Below are 13,179 nucleotides of genomic sequence, written 5' to 3'. Positions count from 1 at the left end.
ACTGGGCGGCGGCCAGCCGCCCCCGCCACAGTCCGGAGACATCGACTGAATTGCCGGTTGACGCTTCCGTTTTCCTCATTTCATCCACGTCTTGTCCGTAGCCGGGCGCTCGTCCGGCTACTCATCGCGCGACGCGCCGCCGGCGACCGTCGTCCACGCCGTGACGGCATATAAGAAAATTGCAGGGAAGGCCGCATGACGATAGAACGCTATCGCGCCTTGATCGACCGCTTGTGCATCCGCTTCAACATCCAGAAGCCGGGACCGGCCAGCCAGGTCGCGCACCTGAACGCCTACGGTGCACATTTCACGCTTTTTTTCGGCGGCTTGCTGGCGCCCGACAGCATGCTGGTGCACTGCGATTTCGGCGCCGTACCGGCGCCGCCGCGAGACCCGGCGTTGCTGCGCCTGCTGGAAATCAATACCTATCTGTTCGGCGCCCACCAGGCGACCTTCGCCTACGATGCGGAGCGCGATCGCCTCGTGCTGATCTGTCGGGTCCGGCTGCAGTACGCCACCTTGCATTCAGTGCTGGAGACGCTGGAGCATTTCTCCGTCATGGCACGCGACTGGGAGCGCAATCGCTTTTTGCACGACTGAGGAAACGGCGCCGGCCGGGCCGGGGACGGGAGGGCGATGGGAGAGCAAAGTTCGGGGAAAGATGCGTGTATGCGGAAGGCGGGAATGATACGTGCCGGTGAGCCGCGATGGGCGCGCAGGCACGGCCTGCGGCGGCCCGGACGGACCGCCGCGAAGGCTGCTTAACCGCCCTGGATGTCGCCGTTGGCGACCATATGCTCGCCGTCGCCTTTGCCCTTCATTGCTTCCAGTTTGGCGGGATCGACGCCGAGCATCTTCGCCAGCTTTTGCAGTTCCTCGTCGGTGATGGTGCCGTCCTGCAGCTTTTTCAGCAGCTGCTGCATGTCTTCGGAACCGCCGCCTTCTCCGCCTCCCGCACCTTGCGCCTGCTGGTTGGCGTCGGCCCGGTTTTGCAATTCCTTGGTAATGGCGTCCTTCTGCCATTGCTCGGTGCTCGGGTCGCTCAGCTTGCTCAACAGGGAATCTGTCGACTGGGTTTTCAAACCATTGGAATAGGAATTCATTTCCCCTGCGGAGGGGATGTTGCTCGGCCCGGTGCCGGCGGCGATCGTGAAGCTCATGGTGGTTCCTTAACGTGGGGTTGATCGAACATCGCTACTGCTTCAATGGGTAGCGCCCCGCGGCGCAAGAGTTCCACCGTGTCCGGCGAGGATGGAACCGCGGGGCGCCGGACGCGACCCATGTCGGCAGGGAGGTGGGACGGTCGGTTTTGCGGAAGCAGGAAGAAGTTTTTTGCACGACGTGGAACCAGCGGATTTTGTTGCTCCACTTATCGGCGACCGTCTCGTTTTCTTGGTGTGGCTTGGGCGGTGTTTTTTAATTTTTACGGAGGTTATCATGGCAGTAACAGGAGCAGCAGCAGGTGCCGGTGCGGGTCACGCTATTGTCGACCAGGAAATGACGAATGCAGCTCAGGAAGCGGTGGATGCCGACAACGTAAAGCTGAAGATTGAAAAGAGCGGTCGTACCAATTCGAAGGACCTGGCCGGCGGCTGACCACTTTTTTCGGGCGCAAGCCCTACGGGACGGGGGACCGCTTGCGCGCATCCCGTCCCGGCAATTTCCAGAAGTGCGGCGCCGTGCACGCGGCGTTGTCCCGTTTCATCCAGTTACCGGTTCGCCGGAAAGGAGCACCATGTCGACCTTCCAAAGTCAGCTCGGCCAGAGCTACGCCAGCGAGAATCCGACCATGCGCCAGGGAGCCAGCCCGACCGTCCAGGCTGCGCAAGCGGGCGCCGCGCAAGCGGTGGAATTCCAGCTATGGGTTTCGCAGCAGGCGTCTTCGCTGGCGAAGCTGAAGATCTTCAACACCATGGCGAAGAACGTCAACGATCAGCAATGAACAATCCTCGCGGCGGCGCAGGCAGGTGTCGCCGCCGCGAGCCCGGCAAATCGTCCTGGCCCGCGCAGGCGCTTGTCGTCGGCGTCCGGGCCGGCAGCAGCAAGGAGTTCCGTATGGCCATTGCAGCAACTTCCCTCGCCGGCGACGGCGATCCTGGCTCGACCACTGCGGCGGCCGCGCGTCGCGCTTCCAAAAAGGCGCGTGCCGACCAGCAGGCTGTGGCCGATGCACAGACCGACGTCGACAACGTCAATATTTTCGCGAAATTCCTCAAGAAGGCGGAAGACGGCGCCCAAGCTGCGTTGTAACAACTGCTTCCTCCATGGCGCGAAGCGCGACCGGAACCCGGCTGCGCTTCGCGCCTGTTCGCATGCGTGCGGATGGCCGTCCTGAGCTGCCGGCTTCCCGCACGGACCGTCCTGTTGCACAGATTTCCGGTGGAACTATCGCGCACGGACGGCCACTTAAAAGCGAGTCCGTGAGGGCCTGTTGCGGTTGACGGGGATGTGGATGAACCCGGTGCAGGTCCGATGTCCGCCAGCGGACGACGAGACGCAACTGAGACGTTTGAGTACCCACCCCATTTCGGAGAAAAGCATGTCGGCCATCGTTACCACCACCACTACCACCACGTACTATGAAGGGGGAAAATTCCCCGGCTACATCCCGCCGCCTTATCCCGGCAACGAAGGCGGGGCATACGATATCGGCGGAGGCGGCTATGGCAACATGAAGCCGGATCAGATCGCGGCCTGGATCAACAACCTGCCGGTGCCGGACGGCATCAAGAATTACCTGCGCAACATGATGGGCGTGGGGACGCAAGGCGCCTTGCCGTCCGACGCCAGCGCAGCCAAGACCATCAACCAGTTCCAGAACGACCACGACATCCAGCTGATTTCCGCGGCGCAGATGCAGCAGATCGCCGAGACCGGTTACTTCACCGACAAGAACGGCAAGTCCATCCAAGCCCCGCCGGAAGTGCAGGCTGCCGCGCAAGCCTTCATGGCCAACAACGGCGAGCTGTTCAAGAAAATGGAAGCCGCCAAGACCGGCAAGCACGATGGGGAGCTGGGCAAGGCCGATTATCAGGCGGCCATCGACGACGGCACCATTTCGTCGGGCAACGGCGGTCCGCCGGTGGTCGATCGTACCGGCCAGTTCGGCGCGCCGCAAAACGGCGGCTATGCGCCGCCGCCATACTCGGTGCAGCCGCCGGCTTATCAGCCCGGCGCCTACCCTCCGGGCATGCCGCAGGGTGGTGCGCCGCTGCCGTCGGATTCCAGCGCAGCCAAGACCATCCATCAGTTCCAGGACGATCACGACATCCAGCTGATTTCCGCGGCGCAGATGCAGCAGATCGCCGAGACCGGCTACTTCACCGACAAGAACGGCAAGACCATCCAGGTCCCGCCCGAAGTGCAGGCTGCCGCACAGGCCTACATGGCCAACAACGGCGAATTGTTCAAGAAGATGGAGTCGGCCAAGAAGGGCGAGTTCGACGGCGAGCTGGGCAAGGCCGATTATCAGGCCGCCATCGACGACGGTACGATCTCGGCGTGATCGCAGCGTAAAGAGAGTGTTGCAGTGATGCATGGCCACGCTATTTATGGGAAAGGATAAATGATGATTCGTGCAGTTTCCGCCGTCGCAGGCGGATTTTCCAACGCCCATGAACTGGCCGCGACCATGCGCTTGCATGCTCTGCTCAATGGCGGCCGCGGAAGCGCGGAGTGCGCGCCGACGGCGCGCCAGCTGGCCTTGCAATTGCCCACGCAGGCCCTCGGGAAAACTCCCGAGGGTCGCCGCGACATCAATTGGTATATTCGATTTTCCAGCGCCAGGCTGGCCTCGGGCCGTCGCCGTCACGGCAGCCGTCATGATCGCTTGAGCCCGGCCGACCATCCCGAGCAGGGGGAAATCCCGGTATGGCCGAAAATGCTCGGAGAAGAGCGCCAGGTGGTCAATCGCATCGACGGCGACAATCCGGCGGAGCGTCAGATTTCTGCAGACCGGGTCTACTCGCGTCGCGTCGGTGAAGCCGCCGGAGAGACGGCTGAACCGCCGCCTGTCGATGCCCGTCCGACGTTGCCTGTGGCCGTTTCGGGTTCCCTGGAACTGGCGCGCCGCAGCGCGGCCAGGGGATGGGGGCAATTGGCGCGCGCTTGCCAGGATGCAATGCCGGTGCAGTACGCCGGTGCGTAAGCAATGCGGGCAGGGCGCAGCGCCGTGCAAGCGGCAGGCGTGCCGCTGCAGAACGAACCGGCCAATGGCCGGAGTGGAATCACGTCAGTCAATTCATTACTTGTCGGGTGGATACCATGGATACAAAATCATTGTCGAATGAAGAGCAATCCCGCACTGTCGGCTGGAATGCGGAAATGGCCTGCTGGTGCACCTCGGCCCCTTTCCTGATACGCATCAACATGCTGGCCGATGATTTTCCCTGGCATCGCATACGCAGGCTCCAGCGCAAGTAAATCCTTCCGATTGCCGGCGTCGCGCCGGCGCGAACGCCGCTGAATCCGCCGCTGTGCTTGCTGCAGCCGCGGTCCGTCGGTCGCCCCCGCACGTTCCTGCATTTTTACTTTCTGCGACCGGCACATCCACGGAACCGCGACGCCGGTTTCGCTACCTATCACGACGAGTCCGGCCGGCTCCATGCGCTTGCGAGCGACATGCGCACGCCCGGTCCGGCCATCTTCCCGCGAACCGAGATCTGTTTCAGCCAAAGCCGGTACGTCGCGCGTCCGCGCGGCGCAAGCGCCGCATGCTTTGGAGTCGTCGACAATAGGAGGTAAAATGAGCGCTCTTTCCCACAATCCTGCCAATGTCAGCAACTTCTTCCAGTTGCTGTACGTGTTTCAGCTGTACCAGACAATGATGCGGTCAAGCGACGACGATCTTCCGGACGACCTCATGACGACGAACGTCAATCGGATCCTGCTCGACCTCATCGGCCTGGCCGGGCAGGATTCACCCGGCCGGGCAGTGCTTGAATTGCAGCTCGGCGATATCTTCACCCGTACCGCGGTGGAAAAAAACGACGCCGATCATTACCTGGCGGTGACCGCATCGCTGCCCAGGTGCGAGCAACCGCATTACCTGCCGTTGCCGGCGGCGCCACTGAATGGCGGCGACCGGCGCGTGGACGATGTCGATTTCCTGTGGCATGCCGACGAGGGGCGTTACATCGTGTTGCGCAAGATCGCCCTCGGGCCGCTGCGCGATGAACGCGCCGTGATGGATGCCATCCTCGAGACTGCCGACATCGCCACGGAATTGCTGGCGGCGGTGCAGACACCGCCGGCCGAACCGAAACCGTCCTGAAAATCAGGGATGGACACGCCATCCCGTCGTTCCCGTCTTCCCGCAGAATCAGGCGCGCGCGCCGCCGTCGCCGTATTCGTTGCGCACTGCCGCGCGTACGCGTGAGACGCGCGAGCGCACGGTGCCGATAGGGATGTCGAGCTGTTCCGCCGCCGCCTCGTAGGTGGCGTCGCCGTCCAGCACGGCTTCAAACGTCATGCGGATCTTGGGCGGCAAGCCGTTGAGAAGGAACTCCACTTTCTCAGCGATCTGCCGCAGTTCGAACAACATGGCCGGATCGGCGTGCTTGTCCACTATCTGCTCCATGAACATGTCGTCGACCATCTCGTAACGATCGGCGATATTGCGGCGCACCTGGTTGCGTGCCAGGTTGAGCGCAATGCCGAACAGCCAGGTCGAAGGTTTCGACAGCCCTGAGAATCGATGGGCGCACTTGACCGCCTCGATGAAAGTATTTTGCACCACGTCCTCTGCGTCTTCATAGTTGCCGACATAGCGTTGCACGAAGCGCAGCAGGTGGGTGCGATGTTCGGTATATAGCGCGACGATGTCGATGGGGGCGGTCGTCGCGATTTCTGTTGCTGCGTTTTCCGTAGGCGCCGTCTCTGTATCGTGAGCGACCGGCCGGCTGTTTGCGGAAGTTGTTTGCGTCATGTTGTTCTCCTTGGAACACTAGCGTTGATCGTGAAATTCGAAGCTGTGCCGCATTTCCTGCGTCGCCGCATGGGCATGGCTGCAAGATAGCAGCGCCTGCCGCACAACGAGGGGTTCTGTGAGTATTCGTGAGACATTGAAGAAAAATGAGAAATGTCCCCGCAATGGCGCGCAATACGACGGAACCGGCGCGGCGGCAAAAGCCACAGGCAAGGATGTGCGTACTGTCAGGGGCAGCCGGAGCGGCAGGACGCGAGGCGCTGCGATACCGGCGGGAGCGGACTTCGGACGCATCATCCATGCGCATCGCCGCCCGGTTTTGCAAGCCGGCGCGACGGCGCTTGGCGATGGTGGGAGACGCCCGCTGAAACGGGCGTCGCGACACAAGCAAAAAAAAGCGTATGCGAAATCCGGCGACGTCGTCCAGCCTTTTATTTTTGCGAGCGGCTGGAACCGCGAGCCCGTCCCGGACAGTGGTGCAGTCGATGGAACCGGCCTCCGGCGTCGCGCCACGAATGCCCATGAACATGCAAATCAATCGATTCGGCAACGGCCAGCTGGAGCAGCCCACTGCGCAACAGGTCCGTCCGCACGCCAAGAACTGGATCAAGAACGGCGCTGAAAAAGCCGGCGCCGGCGCGACCGATTTTGCGCCGACCGACGCGGTCAGGTCGGAGGCAGGTTTCAAGGACGGCATCTCGTTCCGTTCGCGCTCCCTGTTGCAACGGATTTTTTCGCCGCTGCGCCAGAAGAGCCAGGAAAAATCCTCGTCTCAGGCGTCGCGACGCAACAAGTACGACAAGTCCCGGCAAGTCGTCAGCGATGACGACATCGACGAAGAGTTGTTCGCGCCGGTGATGGACACGCTGGCATTCCTGCGCAACAACTCGGGCCGGGACGGCCGTTTTCAGGTGCAGGACATGCTGGCAGAGGATTTCGATCCGGTGCAGCGTTACAACGTCCTGGCCGAGGCGCTGGAACGGGTCGACAACGAGCCGATGAGCATGGTGCAGAAAATCGCCTTGCGCAACGCCCTCATGGAAATGATGAGCGATCTGTACGAAAAACACATGCACGAGCTGCGGCGCGCATTGCTGGAAAACGATGTTCTGGTCAATTCGCTGGAAGCGCTGGCAGCCGACGAGGCGGCCAGAAATCTGCCTTCCACGCGCGACCTGCGCTTTCTCATCGGCGCCAAGTCGAAGGGGCGGGAAGACTTGCCATTGACGCCGCTGACCATGCTCAAGGCCCTGATCAAGAATTTCGGCGCGCACAAATGCATGAAGGTCATGACCGGCCTGCGCTCGCGCATGATGATCGGATTCTGAGCCCGCCCGGGCCTGCGCATGCAACGTCGTTTTGAATCAACGCCTGACGGCTCCCGGCAGGCATTCTTTTTGATGGGGCCATCATGAGAGCGGACTTACGCAAAAACCCGTTGAGAAGCATCGGCCGTTATTGGCTGACCATGTCGGACGCATCGGCATTCATGCTGGTCAAATCCTGCGTGGCGATCGCGGAGACCCTCCAGCGCGAGTTGTCGGAGAAGACCCAGGTCTACATCAAGATGTCTGCGCCCGAGCTGGCGGTGATCCTCCTGACCGCAGCCGAATCGGGGTGGGGCAAGGGCAAGGCCAACCAGCTGGTGGCGCAGGTATCGGAAATGAAGAACCCGGGAGCCCTGCAACGGGCCCGCGTCTTCAAACTGGTGCGCGACGCCATGGCGCAGCCGACGATGCCCCAGGTGACCATGATGCGGGCAATCCAGATGCGCGGACCGACCTTGTGCAGGATCATGTTGCTGGGGATTTCAAAGGCGATGTAGCCGAGGAAGAAAATTCCCGCCCCGAGACCGTAGACCTTGGCGCTCAGTCCGAGGTCGGCGTTCATTGTCAGCGCGGCGAAACCGACGTTGACGCGATCGAGGTAGTTGATCATGAACAGGAAGAAGCAGTACCAGACGATCTTGCGATGCAGCTTGCCGATGACGCGCTTGCCGATCTCGGTGCCGGCGTCCAGCGCGCCGGCCGATGCTACGTTGGCGTGAGCCATGTTGTCTCCTTGGATGAGGTCTGTTATCAGAACGGCATGTCGAGATGCCGCCTGCCCCCGGCGCTGTGCTTGTTCTTGCCCGCGGGGAAGCCAGATTATAGCGAGATAACGATTGGAAGGTAGAAAGGTCTTACCAATCCGAATGAGAGGGGACTGGGGAATGCCGGACCGGCACAAATTTAAACAGTTAGCCCACAGATAGATATACCTGCGCCGCCTTTGCCGGCCTAGAATGCCGGGCACCACAACAAGAAAACCCTCGCGATGCCGAGCAACAAGATTCTGTTTGCCGCCACGATCGCCATGCTGATCTGGCTGGCCGCCTACCTCCGTCCGGAATTCGGTTTCTGATTCCGTGCAGTTCTGTTTTCAGGGCGGCAATTGCCGCAACGGGAAACGCATGACGAACATGGCCCCGCCCAGTTCGCTGCTGCCGACGCGGATGCTGCCGCCGTGGCGCGCGACGATTTTTTTCACGATCGACAAACCGAGGCCGTAGCCGCCGGTAGCGCGATCGCGGCTCTGGTCGAGCCGGTAAAAGGATTCGAATACGCGCTCGCGCTCGGCTTCCGGAATGCCGGCGCCGTCATCTTCCACCACCAGCGTCCACGCATCCGGCGCCGCCGGCTCGGCACGCACGCGGATGACAGAATTCGCATGCTGCGCGGCGTTGCGCACCAGGTTGGAATAGGCGCGCGCCAGGGTGCGCGCCTCGGTGACCACGGTCGCAAGTTGCGCGTCGACGCTGCAGCGCAACTCCAGCTTGCCCACAGCCAGGGCTTCGGCCGTAAGCCCGCAGGTATCGCGCAGGAATTCCGGCAAAGCCACGGTCTCGGTGAAGACGCCTTGACGGTCATGTTCCAGCATGCCCAGCGTGAGCAATTCGGCGACCAGCGCCTCAAGTTCCTCGACGTCCTTGCGCAGGCCGAGGATGCGATTTTCGGTAGCGGAATCCTGCGCATGGTGTTGCAGGATATCGAGCCCGAATTCGAGCCGCGACAACGGCGTGCGCAATTCGTGCGAGACCGCGTTGACCATGTCGCGCTGCGCATGGATCAGCTTGCCGATACGATCGGCCATGCGGTCGAAGTGACTGCTCAACTGGCGGATCGACGAGCGCCCCGACAAACCGACGCGGGCGTCCAGCCTGCCGCCGCCGAAACGCGCGGCCGCCAGGCGCAACTTTTCCAGGTCGCGCCAATGCGGAATCAGCCAGATGCACACCGCCGCCAGAATGGTGGCGAAGACCAGCGCGTAGGCCACCACCTCCACCATCGGCAATTCCTCCAGCGACTGCACCCGCACCAGCCCGCCGTCGTCGAGCCTGACGTAGACCACGCAGCATTTGCTGCCGGTGATTTCCCAGCCGACACGATACTGCGCCAGTTGTTCGCGCACGGCTTGCGGCAGTTGCTCCGTCGTCTGCACGGGCCGGCTGTAGCGTTCCGGCGCCGCCGCGCGCAATTGCGCCAGCAACGCTTCCTGCTCGGCCGGACTGCGGCCGGACAACAGGCGATTGAGCATGAAGCTCTCGCCGTTGAAGCCGGCGCGCACGGCCTTGGTGAACTGGCCGGCGAACAGGTGCGGGAAACCGTAGTTGACGACGAGGATGGAGGCCACCACCAGCGCCGCAATCACCAGATACAGGCGCACCAGATTACGGAGCATATAGAACTCATTTCACTAATAATCGTGAGTGCGAACGATCCTGTTTGGGAGGTAGTGCAAGGCGCGTCGCGCAGCCAAGGGTGGGCCCTTGGCAAGCGGCGCAACGCAGCAATACACCCAAACAGGACGTTCCCGAAGGGTTTGACTCAGAAAGGGCGTTGGCTGCGTTGCGCTCCTTGCGCGTGGCACCGCCACGCGACGCGTCGCACGCCTTGCCAGCGCCCTTTCTGAGTCAAACGCATCTCACGATTATTAGTGAAATGAGTTCTAGTCCTCCCAGGCGATCGGGCTGAACAGATAGCCGCGGCCCCATACCGTCTTGATCTTGCGCGGCTCCTGCGCGTCGTCGTTGAAGCGTTTGCGCAGGCGCGAAATGCTGACGTCGACGGTGCGGTCCATGCCGTCGAAGTCGATGCCGCGCCAGCGCCGCAGCAACTCGTCGCGGCTGAGCACCTTGCCGGCGGCCTGCACCAGGATCACGAACAGGTTGTAGTCGGACGTCTTGAGATCGATTTCTTCGCCCTTCCAGCATACCTGGCGCGCGGCGAGGTCGATCTGCAATTCGCCGAATTGCAGCTGGCGCACCTCGGCCGCTTCGGGCTGACCTTCGTGGCGGCGCAGGATGGCGCGCAGATGCGCCAGCAGCAGGCGTGGCTGCACCGGCTTGAGCATGTAATCGTCCGCGCCGATTTCAAGGCCGGTGACCTGGTCGAAGATGTCGGCGCGCGCCGTCAGCATCATCACCGGCAGGGAAGAGTCCTTGCGCAGCTGGCGGCAAATGTCCATGCCGTCCATGCCGGGCAGCATCAGGTCGAGGATCACCACGTCGGGTTTTTCGCGCGCAACCGCAGCCAATGCCTGATCGCCGCGCAGCACCACCGCTACTTCGAAATCGTAGCGGCACAGATATTCCGATATCAATTCGGCAAGACGTACGTCGTCTTCGATCAACAGTATTTTTTTCATCCCTGACGGCTTTTCCAATGAGCTTCCCGTGCGCATGATAGCCGCGTCCCAAGGCCGTGGACCGGCGCATTACAAACAAACACATGTTGACACATGGACGCACAGTTTCCTTACCAAACTCCAACAGACCTCACCGCAGCAGATGCCGACAATGGCGCTCATTCATCACAGGAGAAACCATGACGCATCCTCACCGCCGCATTGGCATCGTTGCCAATGCAGCCGTAGCTGCCACCCTCACCGCGATCGCTGCCATTCCGCTTCCGGCGTCGGCGCAGCAGGCCGCCGCCGACAGCGAAACCAAGATCACGCTGGGCCTGGGCGCCGCCTACATGCCGCGCTACGCCGGCAGCGACGAATACAAGGCCGTCGCGCTGCCCGTCATCAGCGTGGTCACCCCCTGGGGCGGCTTCATCGACGCCGGCGAAGGCATCGGTTATCGCCACAGCTTCGGCGACCAGTTCATCGCCTCGGCGGCGCTCGGCTACGACCCCGGCCGCAAGGATTCCAACCAGAGCTTCAAACCCGGCTCCGACAAGCTGAGGGGCATGGGCGAAGTCAAGGGCGCGGCGCTGCTCAACCTGAGCCTGGGCTATCGCCTCACGCAAAGCCTCACGCTCAGCGTCGGCGCCTCACAGCCGCTCAGCAACCGCGACCGCGGCCGCACCTACTACGCCAAGGCCGACGCCACGGTGATGACCATGCCCAGGGACAAGCTGGCCGTGGCCGGCAGTGCACACTTCGGCAGCAACGATTACAACCAGAGCTATTTCGGCGTCACCGCCAACCAGAGCGCGACCAGCGGCTACACAAAATATACGCCGGGTTCCGGGCTGTACGCCGTCAAGGCCGCGATCACCTGGACCCATCGTTTCGACGACAACTGGTCGCTGCTGGCCGCTACCGAAGCGACCCGCTACATGAAGAAAGCCGGCGACAGCCCGATCGTGAAAGCGCGCACCAACTACGGCACCATGGCTGCCGTCAACTATACCTTCTGACGCGCAAGCATCCTCGGCAGAGGCGTCCGGCGACTGGTTCGGCGGACGCCTGCGGCACCGCTCGCGGCAATCGGCGCTATAGTCTGGTCCTTGTTCTTCCTCCACACCGGACCGACCATGACCATGCCCTCCTCCGACCTCATCGCCCTGCGCGACATCGTGCGCCAGTTCGCCGAAGAACGCGACTGGCAGCAATTCCACACCCCCAAGAACCTTGCCATGGCCTTGTCGGTCGAAGTGGCCGAACTGGTCGAACACTTCCAGTGGCTCAAGACTGGCGAACAAGAGGAACTCGACGATGTGCGCCGCACCGGCGTGCGCCACGAGCTGGCCGACTCGCTGGTCTATCTGATCCGCCTGGCCGACCGCCTCGATGTCGATCTCTACGACGCCGTGATCGAGAAGATGCAACTCAACCGCGAGAAATACCCGGCCGACAAGGTCAGGGGACAATCGCGCAAGTACGATCAGTATTGAAACCCGACGAGTCAGGCGGATTAGAATAGACGGCTTCGCACTTCGGAAATCACCATGAAGCAGTCCCTCATCCGCACCGCCTTGCTTTGCTTGTTCCCCGGCTTGTTGTCCGCTATTGCCTTGCCGGCGCATGCCGACATCAACAGCGCGCTCAACGCCTACGGCGAGCAAAAATACGACGCCGCCTACCGCGAGTTTTCGCAACTCGCCGCGCAGGGCGACAACCGCGCCAAGTCCTTCCTCGCATTGATGACCTTGCGCGGCCTCGGCACCGCGCGCGACATCAAACAAGGCGCCAAGCTCGCGCGCGAATGCGCGGAAGGCGGCGAGCCGACCTGTGCCGCAATCTACGGCGATCTCAACCTGCCGGGCAAGGGCTTGCCCGTCAACTTCCCCGAAGCGCGCGCCTGGACGCGCAAGGCCATCGCCGGCGGCGACCAGCGTGCCGGCTATGGCTTGTGGCAAGCCTATACACTTGATCCGGCCAACCAGTTCATGGTCAACGGCAAGGCCGACGACCACCAGTACGCCGCCATCGCGCGCCGCAGCATCGCCGAGCGCGGCGACCAGATCGAAGCCATCGACGGTTTGGCCGGCGCCGCTGCCGCCGGCTATCTGCCGGCCCGGCTGATGCTGGCGACCTTGCTGCTGGAGCAAAGCGGCGCAGGCACCACCAAACAGATCCGCACGCTGCTCGACGGCATCCCCGACCTGTCGCCGAATTATCAAAAATACCTGGCGCTGGCGCAGCAGGTGGACACGCTGGGGCCTTCGCGCGCCGCGCCCAAACTGATCGCCGACGCCATCCCGACCGTCATGACGGCCGCAGCCCTGGCATCGGAACGCAGCGGCACGCCCAACTCGACGCTATGCAAGGATTTCCGCCTGATGTCGATCAAGGACGTGAGCGCCGTCAACAACGCCGTCTGGCTGCCGCTGAAGCAACCGCTGGTGGCCGGCACCTATCCTATCCAGGGCGCGTGGACTGAAAGCTGGCATGTCTACTTCTGTGGCGCCGAACGCGTCTTGCGCATGCAATTTACCGTCGACGGCATGGGCGGTGCCTACTACGAGGCTAAATCCTGATCC

The 13,179-nt window shown here is 62.4% G+C and carries 17 protein-coding genes; 11 read left to right on the top strand and 6 right to left on the bottom strand.

Features of this window, described 5'->3' with window-relative positions; translation table 11 throughout:
- The first annotated feature begins 195 nt into the window (after nucleotides 1-195).
- Nucleotides 196-600: a CesT family type III secretion system chaperone gene (locus F506_RS08125; RefSeq protein ID WP_053196472.1), complete on the top strand. Its 405-nt coding sequence runs from the start codon at nucleotides 196-198 to the stop codon at nucleotides 598-600.
- Between the two features lie 161 nt (nucleotides 601-761).
- Here the strand turns inward: F506_RS08125 and F506_RS08120 are convergent, their stop codons facing one another.
- A complete protein-coding gene (locus tag F506_RS08120; RefSeq protein ID WP_083457678.1) occupies nucleotides 762-1,160 on the bottom strand; it encodes a hypothetical protein in 399 nt (132 codons plus the stop codon).
- A 172-nt stretch (nucleotides 1,161-1,332) separates the two neighbouring features.
- Between F506_RS08120 and F506_RS22625 the strand changes: the two genes are divergently transcribed.
- From F506_RS22625 to F506_RS08100, 5 genes are all read left to right on the top strand, one after another.
- Nucleotides 1,333-1,596 carry a hypothetical protein gene (locus tag F506_RS22625; protein ID WP_083457675.1) on the top strand — a complete coding sequence of 88 codons (264 nt, stop codon included), beginning with the start codon at nucleotides 1,333-1,335 and terminating at the stop codon, nucleotides 1,594-1,596.
- Between the two features lie 139 nt (nucleotides 1,597-1,735).
- Nucleotides 1,736-1,942 (top strand): hypothetical protein, encoded by a 207-nt coding sequence (locus F506_RS08115; protein WP_053196470.1) that lies wholly within the window; start codon nucleotides 1,736-1,738, stop codon nucleotides 1,940-1,942.
- Nucleotides 1,939-2,250: a hypothetical protein gene (locus F506_RS23630; protein ID WP_235471430.1), complete on the top strand. Its 312-nt coding sequence runs from the start codon at nucleotides 1,939-1,941 to the stop codon at nucleotides 2,248-2,250. Before F506_RS08115 ends, F506_RS23630 begins: the two co-directional genes overlap by 4 nt.
- Before the next feature lie 289 nt (nucleotides 2,251-2,539).
- Complete coding sequence (locus tag F506_RS08105) at nucleotides 2,540-3,505, top strand: hypothetical protein (protein WP_053196468.1); 966 nt, start codon at nucleotides 2,540-2,542, stop codon at nucleotides 3,503-3,505.
- A gap of 60 nt (nucleotides 3,506-3,565) precedes the next feature.
- Entirely contained in the window at nucleotides 3,566-4,147 is a 582-nt protein-coding gene (locus tag F506_RS08100; protein ID WP_053196466.1) for a hypothetical protein, read from the top strand.
- A 128-nt stretch (nucleotides 4,148-4,275) separates the two neighbouring features.
- On the opposite strand, the gene F506_RS08095 is transcribed toward F506_RS08100, so the two are convergent.
- Entirely contained in the window at nucleotides 4,276-4,674 is a 399-nt protein-coding gene (locus tag F506_RS08095; protein ID WP_144424013.1) for a hypothetical protein, read from the bottom strand.
- A gap of 70 nt (nucleotides 4,675-4,744) precedes the next feature.
- Here F506_RS08095 and F506_RS08090 point away from each other — a divergent pair, with 70 nt between their 5' ends.
- Nucleotides 4,745-5,272: a hypothetical protein gene (locus F506_RS08090; RefSeq protein WP_235471428.1), complete on the top strand. Its 528-nt coding sequence runs from the start codon at nucleotides 4,745-4,747 to the stop codon at nucleotides 5,270-5,272.
- Nucleotides 5,273-5,320: 48 nt separating this feature from the next.
- On the opposite strand, the gene F506_RS08085 is transcribed toward F506_RS08090, so the two are convergent.
- Nucleotides 5,321-5,926, bottom strand: coding sequence for an RNA polymerase sigma factor (locus tag F506_RS08085; protein ID WP_083457673.1), 606 nt, complete (start codon nucleotides 5,924-5,926; stop codon nucleotides 5,321-5,323).
- Nucleotides 5,927-6,447: 521 nt separating this feature from the next.
- On the opposite strand from F506_RS08085, the gene F506_RS08080 reads away from it, so the two are divergent.
- On the top strand, nucleotides 6,448-7,254 hold the full coding sequence (locus F506_RS08080) for a hypothetical protein (protein WP_053196463.1): 807 nt from the start codon (nucleotides 6,448-6,450) through the stop codon (nucleotides 7,252-7,254).
- Nucleotides 7,255-7,483: 229 nt separating this feature from the next.
- On the opposite strand, the gene F506_RS23845 is transcribed toward F506_RS08080, so the two are convergent.
- The 3 genes from F506_RS23845 to F506_RS08065 form a co-directional block, all read right to left on the bottom strand.
- Complete coding sequence (locus F506_RS23845; protein WP_053196461.1) at nucleotides 7,484-7,978, bottom strand: MFS transporter; 495 nt, start codon at nucleotides 7,976-7,978, stop codon at nucleotides 7,484-7,486.
- 369 nt (nucleotides 7,979-8,347) lie between these two features.
- Nucleotides 8,348-9,646 (bottom strand): ATP-binding protein, encoded by a 1,299-nt coding sequence (locus tag F506_RS08070; RefSeq protein ID WP_053196459.1) that lies wholly within the window; start codon nucleotides 9,644-9,646, stop codon nucleotides 8,348-8,350.
- A 267-nt stretch (nucleotides 9,647-9,913) separates the two neighbouring features.
- Nucleotides 9,914-10,612, bottom strand: coding sequence for a response regulator (locus tag F506_RS08065; RefSeq protein ID WP_053196457.1), 699 nt, complete (start codon nucleotides 10,610-10,612; stop codon nucleotides 9,914-9,916).
- A gap of 179 nt (nucleotides 10,613-10,791) precedes the next feature.
- On the opposite strand from F506_RS08065, the gene F506_RS08060 reads away from it, so the two are divergent.
- The 3 genes from F506_RS08060 to F506_RS08050 all read left to right on the top strand — a co-directional run bounded on the left by F506_RS08060 (nucleotide 10,792) and on the right by F506_RS08050 (nucleotide 13,176).
- The gene (locus tag F506_RS08060) at nucleotides 10,792-11,613 is read left to right on the top strand and encodes a MipA/OmpV family protein (RefSeq protein WP_053196454.1); all 822 of its coding nucleotides are present in this window, start codon (nucleotides 10,792-10,794) and stop codon (nucleotides 11,611-11,613) included.
- A 117-nt stretch (nucleotides 11,614-11,730) separates the two neighbouring features.
- On the top strand, nucleotides 11,731-12,090 hold the full coding sequence (locus tag F506_RS08055; RefSeq protein WP_200907690.1) for a nucleotide pyrophosphohydrolase: 360 nt from the start codon (nucleotides 11,731-11,733) through the stop codon (nucleotides 12,088-12,090).
- A gap of 54 nt (nucleotides 12,091-12,144) precedes the next feature.
- Nucleotides 12,145-13,176, top strand: a complete 1,032-nt coding sequence (locus F506_RS08050; RefSeq protein WP_053196452.1) for a tetratricopeptide repeat protein — start codon at nucleotides 12,145-12,147, stop codon at nucleotides 13,174-13,176.
- Nucleotides 13,177-13,179 lie beyond the last annotated feature (3 nt).

The sequence above is a fragment of the Herbaspirillum hiltneri N3 genome, from assembly GCF_001267925.1.
Taxonomy (GTDB): domain Bacteria; phylum Pseudomonadota; class Gammaproteobacteria; order Burkholderiales; family Burkholderiaceae_D; genus Herbaspirillum; species Herbaspirillum hiltneri.
The sequence above is the reverse complement of the archived record's forward strand: the minus strand, read 5'-3'. Positions and strand labels throughout refer to the sequence as shown.

Coding starts and splice junctions, on each gene's coding strand:
- F506_RS08125 (WP_053196472.1), top strand. CDS start 196: ATGACGATAGAACGCTATCGCGCCTTGATCGACCGCTTGTGCATCCGC.
- F506_RS08120 (WP_083457678.1), bottom strand. CDS start 1,160: ATGAGCTTCACGATCGCCGCCGGCACCGGGCCGAGCAACATCCCCTCC.
- F506_RS08115 (WP_053196470.1), top strand. CDS start 1,736: ATGTCGACCTTCCAAAGTCAGCTCGGCCAGAGCTACGCCAGCGAGAAT.
- F506_RS23630 (WP_235471430.1), top strand. CDS start 1,939: ATGAACAATCCTCGCGGCGGCGCAGGCAGGTGTCGCCGCCGCGAGCCC.
- F506_RS08105 (WP_053196468.1), top strand. CDS start 2,540: ATGTCGGCCATCGTTACCACCACCACTACCACCACGTACTATGAAGGG.
- F506_RS08100 (WP_053196466.1), top strand. CDS start 3,566: ATGATGATTCGTGCAGTTTCCGCCGTCGCAGGCGGATTTTCCAACGCC.
- F506_RS08090 (WP_235471428.1), top strand. CDS start 4,745: ATGAGCGCTCTTTCCCACAATCCTGCCAATGTCAGCAACTTCTTCCAG.
- F506_RS08085 (WP_083457673.1), bottom strand. CDS start 5,926: ATGACGCAAACAACTTCCGCAAACAGCCGGCCGGTCGCTCACGATACA.
- F506_RS08080 (WP_053196463.1), top strand. CDS start 6,448: ATGAACATGCAAATCAATCGATTCGGCAACGGCCAGCTGGAGCAGCCC.
- F506_RS23845 (WP_053196461.1), bottom strand. CDS start 7,978: ATGGCTCACGCCAACGTAGCATCGGCCGGCGCGCTGGACGCCGGCACC.
- F506_RS08070 (WP_053196459.1), bottom strand. CDS start 9,646: ATGCTCCGTAATCTGGTGCGCCTGTATCTGGTGATTGCGGCGCTGGTG.
- F506_RS08065 (WP_053196457.1), bottom strand. CDS start 10,612: ATGAAAAAAATACTGTTGATCGAAGACGACGTACGTCTTGCCGAATTG.
- F506_RS08060 (WP_053196454.1), top strand. CDS start 10,792: ATGACGCATCCTCACCGCCGCATTGGCATCGTTGCCAATGCAGCCGTA.
- F506_RS08055 (WP_200907690.1), top strand. CDS start 11,731: ATGACCATGCCCTCCTCCGACCTCATCGCCCTGCGCGACATCGTGCGC.
- F506_RS08050 (WP_053196452.1), top strand. CDS start 12,145: ATGAAGCAGTCCCTCATCCGCACCGCCTTGCTTTGCTTGTTCCCCGGC.